At 35.2% G+C, this 14,935-nt stretch carries 15 protein-coding genes; 8 read left to right on the forward strand and 7 right to left on the reverse strand.

Going from position 1 to position 14,935, the window contains the following annotated elements; all coding sequences use genetic code 11:
- Positions 1-29 precede the first annotated feature (29 nt).
- From bioB to serB, 4 genes are all read left to right on the forward strand, one after another.
- Positions 30-1,085 (forward strand): biotin synthase BioB, encoded by a 1,056-nt coding sequence (gene bioB, locus LEP1GSC059_RS19805; RefSeq protein WP_036025315.1) that lies wholly within the window; start codon positions 30-32, stop codon positions 1,083-1,085.
- 371 nt (positions 1,086-1,456) lie between these two features.
- Entirely contained in the window at positions 1,457-1,633 is a 177-nt protein-coding gene (locus LEP1GSC059_RS23835) for a hypothetical protein (protein WP_000875511.1), read from the forward strand.
- A gap of 7 nt (positions 1,634-1,640) precedes the next feature.
- On the forward strand, positions 1,641-2,387 hold the full coding sequence (locus tag LEP1GSC059_RS19810) for a GDSL-type esterase/lipase family protein (protein ID WP_002176715.1): 747 nt from the start codon (positions 1,641-1,643) through the stop codon (positions 2,385-2,387).
- A 9-nt stretch (positions 2,388-2,396) separates the two neighbouring features.
- On the forward strand, positions 2,397-3,278 hold the full coding sequence (serB, locus tag LEP1GSC059_RS19815; RefSeq protein ID WP_017214897.1) for a phosphoserine phosphatase SerB: 882 nt from the start codon (positions 2,397-2,399) through the stop codon (positions 3,276-3,278).
- Here the strand turns inward: serB and mutS are convergent.
- Positions 3,261-5,798 (reverse strand): DNA mismatch repair protein MutS, encoded by a 2,538-nt coding sequence (gene mutS, locus LEP1GSC059_RS19820; protein ID WP_020981172.1) that lies wholly within the window; start codon positions 5,796-5,798, stop codon positions 3,261-3,263. The genes serB and mutS overlap by 18 nt on opposite strands.
- On the reverse strand, positions 5,795-6,445 hold the full coding sequence (locus tag LEP1GSC059_RS19825) for a phosphoribosylanthranilate isomerase (RefSeq protein ID WP_002176531.1): 651 nt from the start codon (positions 6,443-6,445) through the stop codon (positions 5,795-5,797). Before LEP1GSC059_RS19825 ends, mutS begins: the two co-directional genes overlap by 4 nt.
- A gap of 82 nt (positions 6,446-6,527) precedes the next feature.
- On the opposite strand from LEP1GSC059_RS19825, the gene LEP1GSC059_RS19830 reads away from it, so the two are divergent.
- Positions 6,528-7,229 carry a purine nucleoside phosphorylase YfiH/LACC1 family protein gene (locus LEP1GSC059_RS19830; RefSeq protein WP_017214898.1) on the forward strand — a complete coding sequence of 234 codons (702 nt, stop codon included), beginning with the start codon at positions 6,528-6,530 and terminating at the stop codon, positions 7,227-7,229.
- Here the strand turns inward: LEP1GSC059_RS19830 and LEP1GSC059_RS19835 are convergent.
- Genes LEP1GSC059_RS19835 through LEP1GSC059_RS19850 form a run of 4 tightly spaced genes read right to left on the reverse strand, consistent with a single transcriptional unit; the run spans position 7,226 to position 11,729 of the window.
- The gene (locus tag LEP1GSC059_RS19835) at positions 7,226-7,633 is read right to left on the reverse strand and encodes a response regulator (RefSeq protein ID WP_000643584.1); all 408 of its coding nucleotides are present in this window, start codon (positions 7,631-7,633) and stop codon (positions 7,226-7,228) included. The two genes, LEP1GSC059_RS19830 and LEP1GSC059_RS19835, sit on opposite strands and share 4 nt — an antisense overlap.
- A gap of 18 nt (positions 7,634-7,651) precedes the next feature.
- Positions 7,652-8,728, reverse strand: coding sequence for a 3-isopropylmalate dehydrogenase (gene leuB / locus LEP1GSC059_RS19840; RefSeq protein ID WP_002176625.1), 1,077 nt, complete (start codon positions 8,726-8,728; stop codon positions 7,652-7,654).
- A 20-nt stretch (positions 8,729-8,748) separates the two neighbouring features.
- The gene (locus tag LEP1GSC059_RS19845) at positions 8,749-9,969 is read right to left on the reverse strand and encodes an aspartate aminotransferase family protein (protein ID WP_017214899.1); all 1,221 of its coding nucleotides are present in this window, start codon (positions 9,967-9,969) and stop codon (positions 8,749-8,751) included.
- Positions 9,966-11,729: a phospho-sugar mutase gene (locus LEP1GSC059_RS19850; protein WP_020981248.1), complete on the reverse strand. Its 1,764-nt coding sequence runs from the start codon at positions 11,727-11,729 to the stop codon at positions 9,966-9,968. Before LEP1GSC059_RS19850 ends, LEP1GSC059_RS19845 begins: the two co-directional genes overlap by 4 nt.
- Positions 11,730-11,932: 203 nt before the next feature.
- On the opposite strand from LEP1GSC059_RS19850, the gene LEP1GSC059_RS23475 reads away from it, so the two are divergent.
- Together LEP1GSC059_RS23475 and LEP1GSC059_RS19860 are read left to right on the forward strand one after the other, a co-directional pair.
- A complete protein-coding gene (locus LEP1GSC059_RS23475) occupies positions 11,933-12,199 on the forward strand; it encodes a hypothetical protein (RefSeq protein ID WP_235592096.1) in 267 nt (88 codons plus the stop codon).
- A complete protein-coding gene (locus LEP1GSC059_RS19860) occupies positions 12,199-13,308 on the forward strand; it encodes a pyridoxal phosphate-dependent aminotransferase (protein WP_020981204.1) in 1,110 nt (369 codons plus the stop codon). The genes LEP1GSC059_RS23475 and LEP1GSC059_RS19860 overlap by 1 nt, the downstream gene beginning before the upstream one ends.
- 320 nt (positions 13,309-13,628) lie before the next feature.
- Here LEP1GSC059_RS19860 and LEP1GSC059_RS23480 read toward each other — a convergent pair whose 3' ends face one another.
- Positions 13,629-14,030 carry a hypothetical protein gene (locus LEP1GSC059_RS23480; protein WP_017214903.1) on the reverse strand — a complete coding sequence of 134 codons (402 nt, stop codon included), beginning with the start codon at positions 14,028-14,030 and terminating at the stop codon, positions 13,629-13,631.
- A 514-nt stretch (positions 14,031-14,544) separates the two neighbouring features.
- On the opposite strand from LEP1GSC059_RS23480, the gene LEP1GSC059_RS24460 reads away from it, so the two are divergent.
- Positions 14,545-14,793, forward strand: coding sequence for a hypothetical protein (locus LEP1GSC059_RS24460; protein WP_017214905.1), 249 nt, complete (start codon positions 14,545-14,547; stop codon positions 14,791-14,793).
- Positions 14,794-14,935: the final 142 nt, after the last annotated feature.

Genomic DNA, 14,935 nt, shown 5'->3' on the forward strand with positions numbered 1-14,935 from the left:
AAACTCATTTGCTTGAATCTGTCTGTAGAATGCTCAAGACATCCGAAAAAATATTCTCTGAAGTTCCAAGTGTAATTACAAAAAAAGAAGGTTTAGAAATTCTAAACGACGTCGTTCCTTTAACTACCTGTTTAGATAAAGCGTTTCAAGAAAGAAATCGTTACTTCGAAAATAAAGTAAGAATTCATATTTTAGATAATATCAAAAACGGTCATTGTCCGGAAGACTGCGGCTACTGTGCTCAAAGAAAGAATGCAAATTCAGGGGTTCAGGAATATCCGATGAAATCTGAACAAGAAATTTATGAGGATGCGGTTCAAGCTAAACAAAACGGAGCGTATCGTTTTTGTATGGTAACTTCCGGAACAGGACCGAATCAACTGACAACTGAAAAACTTGCTTCTACCATTCGAAAAATTACGGATGAACTGGGTATGAGAGTCTGTCTTTCTGCAGGTTTGTTAGATGGAGAAAAGGCTCAAGTTTTAAAAGAAGCCGGCTTAGATCGTTACAACCATAACCTCAATACTTCCGAAAATCATTATTCGGAGATCTGTGATACTCATACTTATTTACAAAGGGCTCGAACATTGGACTCGGTTTCTAAGGCTGGAATTGGGATGTGTAGTGGAGTGATTGTAGGAATGGGGGAATCCCTTCAAGACATCGTAGACGTTGCCTTTGAACTGAAATCCTTTCGTGTGATTTCAATTCCAGTGAACTTTTTCATCCCAGTGAAAGGGCATGCAATCAAGAAGCCAAACGTTTTAACTCCGGAACTTTGTGTAAGAATTCTTTGTATGTTTCGATTGATAAATCCGGATTCCGAAATTAGAATTGCGGCTGGAAGAGAAGGACATCTTAGAAGTCTTTCCGCGACGGCCTTATTTGCCGCCAATTCTTTATTCTCTTCCGGTTATTTAAATGTAAAGGGTTCGGAAATTTTAGAGACGGTTACGATGATTCGGGACGCCGGTTTTGTTCCTGAACTAGCCAATGGGGAAATTCTTCCAGAAGATTTCGGCACAGAATCATTTTATTCTGAGAAAAATTTTCCCGAACTCTATAAATTTAAGAAATTTTAAGGACTTAAAAAATTTCAAAAAAATTGGATTTTGGTATTTTTTAAGCTTTCCCAGCAACTTTTTTTTATTAAATTGAGTCAGAGAACAATGTGGATTGTTATATGCTGTTTTGTAATTTAAAATTTACGAATTTGAATATGAAGTTAGGTTTAAACATGAAACACGATTTAGGTGAATGAAAGTAAAATTAGATTTTCGAACGCGTTATGTGTCTTGTTGTTTGAATTTCGAAATGAAAAAAATTGAAAAAACAATATGGAAATGTCAGAGTTCAAGTGTATTTTTGGGAATCTGAAAAAGGTTGTTCGCTTTTTTAGAATCGATTGAAAGCCTACGTTGATCTAAAAATCTGGCATTCTGGAGTTTGATGAATGAAATATAAAATAGAAATCAATAAGCTGAAAAACGGTTATATAGAAGCTAAGCTGATTGATACTGCCTCCAACAATCCGATTGAGTTCCGAATTTGTGATTCTGAAGACTATCTTCAAGCACAAATTGCGGATTGGCACAAACGTTTTCACATGAAAGAACCGCAGGAGCAGTAATTTATCTTTGGCAAAGTTTCTTTTTTCAATTTCTTTGCTTTTTCTTTTTACTTACTGCTCTTCTTTGATTAAAAAATCATATACAGACGATTATTCGAGCCCTAACTTTGAATGTTGGTCTGGGGTTGGCTTTCGCGATTCTGAGACGTTCGGATTGTACAAATCTGCATGGGCCGAACTTCGAAATTTTTATAAAAACGAAAATCAAAAAATTAAATCTGCAAATGTAGTCTTTGTAGGAGATTCTTTGATTCAATTGTTTCCCAAAGAACTGATGGTCCAAGAATTTCCAGGTGCGGTTAATCGAGGAATTGGTGGAGATATGACGGAAACTCTTCTAGCAAGGCTAGAAGAAGACGTTTTAAGTTTAAATCCAAAAGCAATTGTTTTAGAGATTGGTGGAAATGATCTCATTCAAGGAAAATGCCTGCATATTACAGAAATGAATTTAAATCGGATTTTAGAAAAAATCCTTAAATTTAACCCAAATATAAAAATAGTCATTTTAGGAATTCCCCCCGTTCGGAATCAAACTGTAAATAGAGTTTCTCCAGTACTCAATCTTACTTGGATTTCTATCATTCGATCTCATAAGAATGTGGAATTTTTAGATGGTTGGCAATTCTTGAGAGAAAAGGATCGGCCCGTTTTGGATTCGGAGTTTTGGCCAGGTCAGGATAAAATTCACGTTAACGAAAAAGCATATCGGGTCTGGATTCACAAACTAAAACCGATACTTTTACCCTATCTTTAAAGGTTCCTTTTGCTTTTAATTCTTACAGAAAAGCCAGAAGAAATTCGAAAAGAAATCCTATTAGGAATGGGGAATTTTGTTTCTTTGAAACCGGAAGAAATATTTTTACTTTCTTCTTCTAAAATACGGAGTAGAGGTTTTTGGAATTGTATCGAATGGAAAATTCCACGTGTTTTAGAACGTTCCGAGTTACTTCAATGGAGAGAAACGTTTGCTAAAAAAGGTGCGGATTTGATTCAAGTAAATCGTTTATTAGATCCTAAGAAAAAAAGTTTTTTCGCGTTTGATATGGATTCTACCTTGATCCGTCAAGAAGTTATAGACGAATTGGCTAGACTTGCCGGAGTTTATGAGGAAGTAGCTTCCGTTACCAAAGAAGCGATGGAAGGCAACCTAGATTTTTACGAGGCTTTAAAAAAAAGATGTATTTATCTAAAAGGTCTCTCTAGTTCCATTTTTACAGAGTTGTATCCTAAGTTAGAATTGAATACTGGAGTGGAAAGGCTTCTGAAAGTATTAAAAGAAAATAATACTAAAACCGCGGTTTTTTCCGGAGGTTTTACGGATATTTTAGAAATTTTCCAAAAACAATACGGAATAGACGAAGTTTATGCGAACCTTTTAGAAAAAATAAATGGAGAACTTTCTGGAAACGTTCTTGGAGAGATCGTAGATAAAAATAAAAAATTAGAATACTTAAAAATGATTCGAGACCGGGAAAAAATTCATCCTTTTCAAGTGGTCGCGATTGGCGACGGTGCAAATGATTCTTTGATGTTAAACGAAGCCGGAGTCGGAATCGGTTTTCATGCAAAGGAAGGTTTAAAAAAACAGATTTTAAACTGGATTGATTTTGCTCCGATGGACGTTCTTTTATTTTTGTTTCCTTAATTTTTTTTGAAAATCTTCCAGAGTTTTTAATGCTTCAATCGGAGTCATTTCTTCTAATTTGAGTTTTAAAATGGATTCTTCCGTTTGCGAAATAAGGTTTTTAGTTTCTGGTTCTGTAAATAGTGTAGGTTGCGCTTCTTGAATTTTAATTTCTTTTTTCTTGGATTCTAAATCAGTCAGCAGTTCCGCTGCCCTTTTTACAATTGGTTCTGGAACTCCCGCAATTTTTGCCACATAGATTCCAAAAGATTTTTTTGCCTTTCCCACTTTTACTTTCCGAAGAAATAAAACTCTATCTTCTTTTTCTAATGTTTCTAAATAAAGATTGAATATTCCTCCTAAACGAGAAAGTTCCGTAAGTTCATGATAATGTGTGGCAAAAATAGTTTTAGGTCTTACGGACAAAGAGGATAGATACTCTAAAATGGACCAGGCGATGCTCATTCCGTCATAAGTGGAAGTTCCTCTGCCTACTTCATCGAATAAAATTAAAGAATCTTCCGTATAATAATTGAGTATATTTGCGGTTTCTTTCATCTCTACGAAGAACGTAGATTCTCCTGCGGTGAGATTGTCTCCCGCTCCAATTCTAGTAAATAATTTATCTACAATTGGAAGTTTTGCAGATTTTGCGGGAACAAATGCGCCTATCTGAAATAAAATCTGATTGAGAGCGATCTGTCTCATAAACGTAGATTTACCCGCCATATTTGGCCCTGTCAAAACTGCGATCGCCTTATCTTTAGTATCTAAATAAACGGAATTTGGGATAAATTCTTGACCGGGTGGAAGAGTTGCTTCCACAACAGGATGTCTGGAGTCGCTTAAATCCAAAGAGCGATCTTCGGAAAGTTTTGGACGAATCCAACCAAATTTGTCTTTGGCGGTTAAAAGTGAAATTTGAAAATCTAAATCTCCGATCTCTTCTGAAAAGGAAAGAAGTGAAGACGAGAATTTTAAAACCTCTTCCACCATTCGATTGAATTCCGTTCTTTCAATTTCTTGTATGATTTCGTCTGCTTCGAGAATCGTCCGCTCTATCTCTTCCAACTTTGGCGTAGTAAAACGTTCGCTTCCTACGAGAGTTTGTTTTTTGAGATAATCTTTTGGTGCTTGTTCCGCTTGAACCCTGGAAATTTCTATAAAATATCCTACAATTTTATTATAACGAATTTTTAATGTATTTAAACCGGTTCTTTTTTTTTCTTCTGCCTCAAGATCTAAGATCCAATCTTTACCCTTAACTCCAGCTTCTCTGGCCTGATCTAGTTTTTTGGAAAATCCTGCTTTTAAAAAAATACCATTTCCTAAAATTACCGGTAGATCGTCTCCAGGATGTAGACGTTCCTTGATAAAATCGGAAGCTTTTTTTAATTCTTCGACTGGGATCAAAAATGGATAAGAAATTTTTTCCAATTCTTCTTTTAGTTTCATCCCTGAAGAAATTGAGTTTAATAGAGAACGGAAATCTCTAGGGTATGCATGGTTTCCTCTAAAACGTGTTAGAATTCTTTCCAAATCTCCAAAATCTTTTAGCGCAGTAATATATGGAGCTAACACGGTTTTTAAAAGAATGTCTTGTTTTTCCCAACGAGAATAAAGAACAACTGGATCACATTCTGGAAATAATATTCTTTGTTTGAGTAGTCTTTTTCCTTTTGCAGTATTGCAAAAATTGAATATAGAATAAAGAGTGTTATTTTTTTCTTTTTCGTTTTCTACAAGTTCTAAATTACGAATCGTTTCCCGATCCATTTCCAAGAACTTTCCAGAACTCAATATTTTAGGCTCTCTAAGAATGAGTTTATTGTCTCTGTATGTTTCTCGAATATATTCGTTTAAGTATTTTGAAAGTATTTGAAACGGATCTTTTTCGGTAGTTTCTACTTGGTCTTTTAAGACCGTAAATTCTCTATTTTTAAAATATTCTAATTCTTGAAAGAAAGAGTGTTCAGATTTTGGAACACAGATTTCTGACGGTTTAAACTTTTCTAATTCTGCTACTAATCTTTCTAAACTGGTAACCGAGATGGAGGAATAGAAAACTTCGCCAGTCGAAAAATCGGCGATGGCAAAGTAAATTAAACTTTTTTTAAGATGTAATACTGCTAAATAGTTGTTTTGAAAACCTGAAAGAAGATTTTCTTCAATCACGGTTCCAGGTGTAATGATCCGAACTACGTCTCGGGTCATCAATTTAGAACCCGCTTCTTCCGGTTTAGACTGTTCACAAATAGCGATTTTTTTTCCTGCGTTTAAAAGACGGGATATGTAGTTGTCTTTGGAATGATAGGGAATCCCACACATAGGTACTGCGTTTTGTCTTTTAGTAAGTGCAATGTCTAAAATCGAAGAAGCGATTTTAGCATCCTCTAAAAACATTTCGTAAAAGTCTCCCATCCGAAAAAAAAGAATCGTATCTGGAAAGTCCTTTTTGATCGTAAGGAATTGTTTCATCATAGGTGTGTTGAGAGCGTCTGCTAAATCGCTCCAATATTCTGCTGAAGTTTCTGAACTCATGATACCGATTTTACGTTCCTGATAAATTGAATTACTTTTTGAGGATCTTTAGTTCCGGGAGAAGATTCTACTCCACTTGCAACGTCTACTCCGAACGGTTTTATGATTTGAATCGCATTGGCCACGTTAGACGGATTGAGGCCTCCCGCTAAAAAAAACTTTCTTTTAATTTTAGAAATAAATTCCCAATTGAATGTTTCACCCGTTCCTCCTCCCACACCTTTAGAATAACTATCTAAGATCAAAAACTCAGCTACAATATCTTTTAAATCTTGATCGCTAATTGGAGCTTGAACTCTATAAGAACAAATCTGTCGTTTGCCTAAAAGTTTTTCCCTACTTACCACTGAAAGTAAGGGATCATCCCAGACCCATTGAACCAGATCGTGATCCAATATGGAAGTAATGGATTTGATTTCTTCTAAGGAATTTTGATAAAATAAGAGTACAATTTCGGGAGAATTTTTTTCCGATCGATAGTATTCTACGATTTTTTGAGCGTTTGAAAGTTCGATCTTTCTAGGACTATTTGATACGAAGTTGAGTCCTATGTAATCGGCTTCTTCTTCTTTACAAATTTTCGCGATTTCTAGGTTTTGAATTCCGCAGATTTTGACCTTTGTTTTTTCCAAAGAATTCGTTTTCATGATCCAATCTTCCGAAAGGGTTTCTTTAGATCACGTACTTTAACACTGGTCAGTTTACTACTAAAATGTAATTTAGGATTTCATGGCTTTGTTCTATTCTTTTCCAATTTCTTCAAAACAAAAAATTAAGATTTTAATTGCAGGTAAAAAAGAACTTCCTTTCACAAATTTGAATGTAGATGAGCAAAAAAATGAAATTTCCAAACTTACTGGATTTCACGAATCTAAAATTTTCATTTTAAATCAGGTTCACGAAGATGGAATTGTAGATCTGGGAATGTTAAAAAATTTTTCTTTTCCAAAAGGGGACGCATGGATTGGAGAGGAATCGAATCAAATTCTATGTATTAAAACTGCAGATTGTATGCCCTTATTTTTTTGGTCCGCTCAAAGCCCTAAGTTTGTAGCGATTCATTCCGGTTGGAAAGGAACACTTGCTGGAATTACAGAAAAAACTTTAAAACGTTCCTTTTCAAATTCTATTTTAAAAGAAGGTTCGCTTGTTGGTTATTTAGGACCTTATGCAAGCAGTCTAAGATATGAAGTAGGTGAAGACGTAGCGTCTTTGTTTCGGAAAGAATTTCCGGATTGTTTAAGAAAGAACGAAGAAGATAAAACTTTACTTGATTTGGAATCTTTTCTTAAATTTCGCTTAGAGAAAAATGGAATTCGAGTTTTACTTCAATCCGATAAAATTTGTACTTTGGAAAAAAATTCAGATTTCTTTAGCCATCGTAAAAAGGAAGTAGGAAGAAATCTGAATTTGATTTGGAAAGAAGGTTAGACCTTTGGAACTTTTTTGATCGCCGCGTTGACCTTTTCCAATATTTTTTCTCGTTTAATCGGTTTTGGAATATAGTCCATTGCACCTTCATCTATCAGATTTTTTAAAACGGCGGGAGTGTTCTCTTCAGAAACGATTACAATTCTAGGAAGAACTCCTTTTCCCTTAATCTCAAAAAATGTCGCATAACCGTCCATTACTGGAAGGTTTAGATCCAATGTAATCAAATCTACAAGTCTGTGTTCATCGTAGAGTTTGACGAGTTCCTTTCCGTTTTCCGCAAATCCAATCACCTGATAACCTTCTGATTCCAAAATCTGAGCCAATTGTTTTGCTTGGAATCTGGAATTTTCTGCAATCAATACTTGATACGGTCTTCCGTTGGGAGCTACACCTGCTTTCATATTTTTTTTTACCTCTTTTTAGAGAAAGGATTCGATTAATTGACCGATTTCTTTGGTTCCCACGATTGTAGATCCTGCTTCCGCTATGTCTCTGGTTCTTTTTCCGGAAGCAATCGTTTTACGTACGGCGGTTTCTATCTTGTTTGCTTCTTCTTCCATAGAAAAAGAATAACGTAACATCAACGCCGCGCTCAATACTTGAGCGATCGGGTTTGCTACTCCTTTTCCGGCTATGTCCGGTGCAGAACCACCCGAAGGTTCATACAGTCCGAATCCAGATTCGGAAAGGGAAGCAGAAGGTAACATTCCGATTGAACCTGTAATGATGGAAGCTTCGTCTGAAAGAATATCACCAAACATATTCTCACAAAGAACCACGTCGAATTGTTTCGGGTTTACAATCAGTTGCATCGCCGCATTGTCCACATAAAGATGGTTCAATTGGACGTCTGAAAATTCTTTCTTATGCAATTCAATTACAACTTCCTTCCAAAAAACGGAAGTAGTCAAGACGTTTGCTTTATCGATACTAGTCACTTTATTATTTCTTTTTCTGGCGGCTTGGAATGCGACTCTAGCAATCCTTTCTATTTCTCTTCTGGAATATTTCATCGTGTCGTATGCAAATTCTTCCTGTCCCGATCCTTCTCTTCCTTTGGGTTGTCCAAAATAAATCCCTCCGGTTAACTCTCTTAATATAAGAATGTCTAATCCGTTTCCGATAATATCAGAACGAACCGGAGAAGCATTTTTCAACTCTGGATAAATGATAGCAGGTCTTAAGTTTGCAAATAGATCAAAATGTTTTCTGAGGGGTAAAAGCGCTCCTCGTTCCGGTTGTTTTTCCGGAGGAAGTGTTTCCCATTTAGGACCTCCCACACTTCCAAAAAGAATCGCGGAAGATTCTTCACATAGTTTGAGAGTTTCCGATGGAAGAGGATGTCCAGTTTTATCGATTGCGATTCCACCTACAAATCCTTCTTTAAATTGAAACTCGGAAACATTTGCGCCGAGAGCTTTTTTTAAAACGGAGATAGCTACCTCCATAACTTCCGGTCCGATTCCGTCTCCGGAAAGTACTGCTACGTTTTTCATTCTTTTTTTAGATCCTTTTTTTAGTATTGTTTGAGTACGGATTCTAAGATGTCTAATCCTTGATTTAAAAAGTCAGCTGAAATCGTAAGTGGGGGCATGATCCGAATTACGTTATCCGCCGTTGCATTGACTACGAGCCCGGCGGACAGGCAGGCCTCTGCGATCGGTCTAGAAGCAACTTTTAATTCAAGTCCGATATGAAGTCCTTTTCCTCTCACTTCTGAGATCACTGGATATTTTTCCTGCATCTCTTTCAGTCTTGTAAAAGTTATATCGGAGCAAACGTTTACGTTGTTTAGAATTTCTCTTGTTTGGATGATACGAATCGTTTCATAAGCAACTGCCGCCGCGAGATGATTTCCTCCGAATGTAGATCCATGAGATCCTTGGGTAAATAAGTCCTGATATTTTTCTCCAACGATCAAAGCTCCGATCGGAAATCCAGATCCAAGTCCTTTGGCAAGGGTCATTGCGTCTGGACTAAAACCCATCGTCTCAAAGGCGAATAACGTCCCGGTTCTACCCATTCCGGTTTGGATTTCGTCGAAAATTAGAAGTGCTTCGTTTTCTTCTGTCAGTTCTCTGGAAAGTGTAAGAAAATTCCTAGATAAAGGTATAATTCCACTTTCACCTAAGATAGGTTCTTCGATTAAGGCAACGATTCTTCCTTGGTATCTTTCGAATGCGGCTACAAGCGCTTCGTCGTTGTTTGGTTCTATGAACTCGATTCCTTTCAAAAGTTCTCCGTAACCTTTTCTGATTTTATCTTGTCCGGTTAAACTCATGCCAGAAACGGATCTTCCGTGAAAACTTTTTTCCAAAGAAAGTATGATTGGATCTATAATACTTTTAGAATATGCGTATTTTCGTGCGAGTTTAAAGGCCCCTTCGATTGCTTCGGTTCCTGAATTGGTTAGAAATACTTTTCCAGGAAAAGAATTTAGTATTAGAAGTTCAGCAAGTTTTGCAGCCTCTTCGGAATAAAATAGATTGGAAGTGTGAAATAATTTGTCCGCTTGAGAACGAACCACTTCTATAATGTCTGGATCTGCGTGTCCTAAATTTGTGACCGCAACTCCACAATGAAAATCAATATATTGTTTATTATCAAAATCGAATAGAAGTTCGTTAACTCCGTAACGGAATGCTACCTCATATCTTGCGTAAGTATTGAGTAGATAATGATCTGCTAGCTCTTTCGTATGTTGAAAGAGTTCTTTATGGATGTCTGAGTCGTTCATGAAAGTTCCGCCAGTTCTAAAAATATTTCTTCGGATGTTTTGATTTCGGAAAGAAGGTTTTCTGTAAGTGTTTTGATTTCTTCTTTGGAGTTAGGAGTTTTTAAACTTTGAAAAGAGGAATAGATTTTAATTTTAGGTTCTGTTCCAGAGGGTCTAATTGTAAGTTTTGCGTTTCCTTCTAAAATGACTTGAATTACGTCCGAAGAAGGGCAACCAGTAAATGCGGACTTGGAAGCGTTTCCTTTTGCGATTTTGGTTTTATAATCGAGAATCCCTATAATTTTTCTTTGGTGAATTTTTTTTCCTAACAAATCTAGGGTTCGTAGAGATTCCAAAGATTTACGAATTTTTTCTTTACCGACGCTTCCTTCTAAAGTCAATGATTTGAGACTTTCTTGAAAAAGACCATATTTGAGATAAATCTCATCCATGTAATTGAAAAGATCTTTTTTTTCTGTAAGAATTTCTAAAAGCAATAAAGCGGAAGAAAGTGAATCCTTATCTCTTACAAAAGAAACCGGAAGATAACCAAAAGATTCCTCTCCTCCAAATAAAAAGAAATCTGTTTTGCTTTTATCAATTTTTGCCATTACTTGAGCGATAAACTTAAATCCGGTTAATACGTTTTTATATTTTACTTTGTTCTTTTTAGCAATGTTCTCTTGTAAATCAGTGGTAACGATTGTTTTTACTAAAACTGCCTTTTTCTTTTTTTTACCTGCGAAATAAGCTTCGCATAAATAAGCAGCCATGATGGAACCGATCTGATTTCCATTGAACAAGACGTATTCTCCGTTTTGGTTTTTGACTCCGATTCCAAGTCTGTCTGCGTCCGGATCAGTTGCAATAAAAGCGTGAGCGTTTTTTTGGATCGCAAACTTTTTGGAAAGTTCCATCGCTTCCGCTTCTTCTGGGTTTGGATATTTAACCGTAGGAAATTCTCCGTTTGGATCTTTTTGTTCTGGAACTAAAAATACGTTTTTATATCCGAAACTATTTAAGAGTTCTTGCATACTTTTTCCACCGGTTCCGTGTAACGGAGAATAAACGATTTTCATTTCTACCCTGTCTTTTGATTTTAGAGAAGTAGAAATAATTCCAGCTTTAAAAAGTTCTTTTTTGTAAGAAGTAAAACAATCCTTTCCGGCAAATTTTACCATTTTTTTGTAAATTGGATCTTTTGTAGCAAGAATAGGAATTTGTTTCCAATCGGTAATGGATTCTATTTTAGAAATAATTTTTTGATCATCTGGAGGAACGAGCTGACCTCCATCTGAGAGATACGCCTTAAAACCGTTATACTCTGGAGGATTGTGAGAGGCAGTAATGACTACACCTCCGCTCGCTTTGTAATAACGGATCGCATAAGAAAGAATAGGTGTAGGAGTTACTTCTTTAAATAGAATGACTTTGACTCCTAAGTAAGCCGCAATCCCTGCGGTGACTTCCGCAAATTCTTTAGATCTTCTTCTAGAATCGTAGGCAATTACGATGGAAGCCTTTTTGTTTTTTTTAGAAAGATAACCTACAAATCCAAGTGCAGCCCTACCAACGGTAAATTCGTTCATCCTTCCGATTCCGTTGCCTAACTTTCCACGTATTCCTCCAGTTCCGAATTCTAGAGGAATGGAAAATGCTTCTACATCCGGACTGGATTCTCCTTTGGAAAATTTTTCAAGTGCAAGATTTGCTTCTTTACGAACTGAACTTGGAAAAGGTTCCTGAGTCCAAGGATAAATAAAGGATTCTAGATGATTCATAAAATTTAAAAGAATTCCAATTCGATATTTTTAAGAGGATTAAAAATTCATAAAAATTGGCTTTCTTTTGAGGTTCAACCTTAATTTTAGCCGATCTTAGAAGTATGGAATCTTACGAATTTGGTCAGGACGAAAACAGAGAATTTTTGAGATTGAGTAGAGTTCTAAAACTTGCGTCATTTTCTTTTTTTAGTCTTTCCGGAGTGGCTTTTTTTTCTGCGTTTGTTTCTATCGAAACCGTGAAATTGGTTTTGTTTTTAGTTCCAGCAATTTTATTTTTATTGGCTGGGGTTTGGAGTTATAGTTCTGGGATTTCTTTTCAAAGAATTACAGATACAAAAGGAGAGGATTTGGATTTTTTACAAATTGGTCTCCGTAGTTTAAGGATTCATTTTTGGATTCAGATTTCTTTTGGTTTTTTTGCAATTCTATTTCTTTTAGTAGGTGCCATTCTTACAATTGTATCTTGATGGAACCAGGTAAATTTTGGATTGAAGAGAGACTTGAAAAATATAGAAAGATTGCTCCTTGCAATTTAGGGGAAAGTGGAATTCGAAATATCACGTTAGGCGAATTGCTTTCTAATTTAAATCTTTCCGTTGACGTTTTAAATTCTATTTCTTTGGAAGATTCTCCCAATCGAGGAGATTTTACTCTTAGGAGTGAAATCGCAAAACTTTATCCGGGATTAGATGCGGATCGAATTTTAGTTACGACTGGAACCGGAGAAGCACTTTATATTTTATTTCATATCCTTTGTAAAAAAGATTCTGTTGTTTCTTATTTTTCTCCCGCATTCCAAGCGTTATATGAAATACCTAAGGTGATAGGAACTCGCCTAGAGGCGATTTCTTTATTAGAGAATTTAGATAAAAATTCTTCATTATCAGTAAATTTGATCCATCAATTGTTCCAAAAAGGGAAAGATCTAGTTGTTTTTAATCATCCACACAATCCAAGTGGTTTGTCTCTGGATAGAAATTCAATTGAAATGATCCAACAAGCGGCACATTTACATAAGGGTTGGATTCTTTTTGATGAACACTATCGCTTTTTAGATTTTCAAAATGATCTCAGTTGGACTGGCGCTGGACTTACAGAACACACAGTAAGTACTGGTTCAATTACAAAGTGTTTCGGAGTGATGGGACTTCGAATCGGTTGGATGACCGGGCCCAAAGAACTGATTGAGAAGGCAAGGTCGTTTAAAGATTATCTAACTCACACAGTTTCGCCAATTTCTGAATTTTTGACTCTTCAAATTTTACAAAATCGAACACGTTTAGTCGGTCCTATTAAAACATCTATTTTAAAGAATATTCTATTTTTTGAAAGTATTTGGAAACAACTTCCCGGTCTTCAACATTTTACAAAACCAGGAGGAGGAATTGTGTCTTTTGTAAAACTAAAAAAGGATATCGATTCTTCTCATTATGCGAATCTTTTATTGGATCAATGTGGAGTTTTTGTACTTCCGGGACATGACTTTGAATGTGAAGGATGGATTCGGATCGGTTTTGGAGAAACGAACGAACGTTTTCAAGCCGGAGTGGAAAGATGGAAAAATTTGCAACTTTAAATTTGCGATCCTGTCGGAACAGATTGAAAATTTGTTTTGCGGTAAAGAATTCTTTTTTTGCATGCGTTCCGTTCTGCCAAAATTACTTTTAAAAACTAAAAATGTGGGAACTCCCACGAAAGTTGAACCACAATAATAAAGTCTGTTAGAAAGTCGTAAACTCGTTGAAGAGACAAAATTTGTGGGAACTCATACGTTCTGTGGACTGATCAAAACATTGTCGTATGTAACCGAATTTTTTTCAAGGCAGCCAGCTTAAGTTTAGCTTAATTTTTCGTTCAATCGGCAATCTTAGAAATTCATTCTTAAATGAATTAGACTTAAGTCGATTGTTTCTGATTTGTATCAGGATTTTTAAATTCCCAAAGCCAAGATTGAGTTTGATTTCGTCTGGGTGAATTTGCAGAAAGTGAAAGGAGCCCGGTAATCCATTTCATAAATTCCGGTAAAATTTTAGATTTCATCGATTCTCGGACGAGATGAGCAAATTGCGAGGGAACAGTTCCTACAATGATGTAAAGTCGTTCCTGATTTATATTCGGATTGGGAGGCCAAAAATGAACCGTAAAATTTTCGTTACCAGTAGAATACGTAAGAATGGTTTCTATTTTGATTTCTGCGGAATCGTATGCCGCAATTAATTCGGACGTTTTCAATAGATAACTAAAACCCTTGGGAATTTTCTCTTTTTGGATTTTTAAAAAATTTGGGACGGAATTCATATGCTAAGTTTTTTAATCAATTTTAAGAATGTCAAATCTAAAATTTATTTCTAAATTTTAAAACAGTCTATTTTATGTAGTTTTAATATTTTAAATTTTGCACACGAAATAATTTTTATAATATTAAAAATATATAATTTATAAAATAACTATTTAAGATTATATTCTAAAAGTTTATTTGAAAAATTTTTTAATTAACGAATCATGGTTTTTAAAATTATATTTTATGTCATACTTTAAAAAATTCTTGATGATTTCTTAAGATATATAACATTAAAACTAAATAAATTTAATGAAAATAGAATATTTTAGGAATCTCGATGAGTTAATTACTGAACCTATATTTGTCGGCAATGGTATTGTTGATTTTGAAAGCGAGAGAAGGGAGAATATGCTGACAATAAGCATATCTTTTGAAATTGCTAAAGAGTGCAAAGTATCCGATTTTTTAGTTTTTTTTGAAAGGTTAATCGAGAATAGGAAAAAGCAACTAGAGCTTTACTTCGACAGGCGTATGATATTCTACGTTTGGTTTGATGAACAAGCCGCTCAACTTCGATTCAATTGTATTTCAATAGAACACAAAATACCACCTTTTGATGTGGAAATCAAACTGGTAGAATTAGACGAAATTATTACTGATTTCTTAAATTCGAAATACTTAGAAGGTATACCGTTAGGCGAATGTTCATCGCTAAATTGTGAATCAGAAAAACAAGAAACAATAGGTTTTATCCTAAAAGTATACTCTAAGCTGTTATGATAATTTTCTTTTTGCGTATCAACTGCGGATATTTACAATGTTAGACACAATACCTGATTTTTTATTTTAAGACGAGCTAAAAAATTAAGATAATTACAAATGTTTTGTGCTGAATAATTTTTAAGAAAATCTTTATAAAAGG

The sequence above is a fragment of the Leptospira noguchii serovar Panama str. CZ214 genome (genome assembly GCF_000306255.2).
GTDB lineage: Bacteria > Spirochaetota > Leptospiria > Leptospirales > Leptospiraceae > Leptospira > Leptospira noguchii.

What these genes read in the sequence shown, in the direction of transcription:
- LEP1GSC059_RS23835 (WP_000875511.1), top strand. Translation starts at nt 1,457, where the DNA reads ATGAAATATAAAATAGAAATCAATAAGCTGAAAAACGGTTATATAGAA.
- leuB (WP_002176625.1), bottom strand. Translation starts at nt 8,728, where the DNA reads ATGAAAAACGTAGCAGTACTTTCCGGAGACGGAATCGGACCGGAAGTT.
- LEP1GSC059_RS19850 (WP_020981248.1), bottom strand. Translation starts at nt 11,729, where the DNA reads ATGAATCATCTAGAATCCTTTATTTATCCTTGGACTCAGGAACCTTTT.
- LEP1GSC059_RS23480 (WP_017214903.1), bottom strand. Translation starts at nt 14,030, where the DNA reads ATGAATTCCGTCCCAAATTTTTTAAAAATCCAAAAAGAGAAAATTCCC.
- mutS (WP_020981172.1), bottom strand. Translation starts at nt 5,798, where the DNA reads ATGAGTTCAGAAACTTCAGCAGAATATTGGAGCGATTTAGCAGACGCT.
- LEP1GSC059_RS19830 (WP_017214898.1), top strand. Translation starts at nt 6,528, where the DNA reads ATGGCTTTGTTCTATTCTTTTCCAATTTCTTCAAAACAAAAAATTAAG.
- LEP1GSC059_RS19860 (WP_020981204.1), top strand. Translation starts at nt 12,199, where the DNA reads ATGGAACCAGGTAAATTTTGGATTGAAGAGAGACTTGAAAAATATAGA.
- LEP1GSC059_RS19845 (WP_017214899.1), bottom strand. Translation starts at nt 9,969, where the DNA reads ATGAACGACTCAGACATCCATAAAGAACTCTTTCAACATACGAAAGAG.
- LEP1GSC059_RS19825 (WP_002176531.1), bottom strand. Translation starts at nt 6,445, where the DNA reads ATGAAAACGAATTCTTTGGAAAAAACAAAGGTCAAAATCTGCGGAATT.
- LEP1GSC059_RS24460 (WP_017214905.1), top strand. Translation starts at nt 14,545, where the DNA reads ATGATATTCTACGTTTGGTTTGATGAACAAGCCGCTCAACTTCGATTC.
- LEP1GSC059_RS19835 (WP_000643584.1), bottom strand. Translation starts at nt 7,633, where the DNA reads ATGAAAGCAGGTGTAGCTCCCAACGGAAGACCGTATCAAGTATTGATT.
- bioB (WP_036025315.1), top strand. Translation starts at nt 30, where the DNA reads ATGCTCAAGACATCCGAAAAAATATTCTCTGAAGTTCCAAGTGTAATT.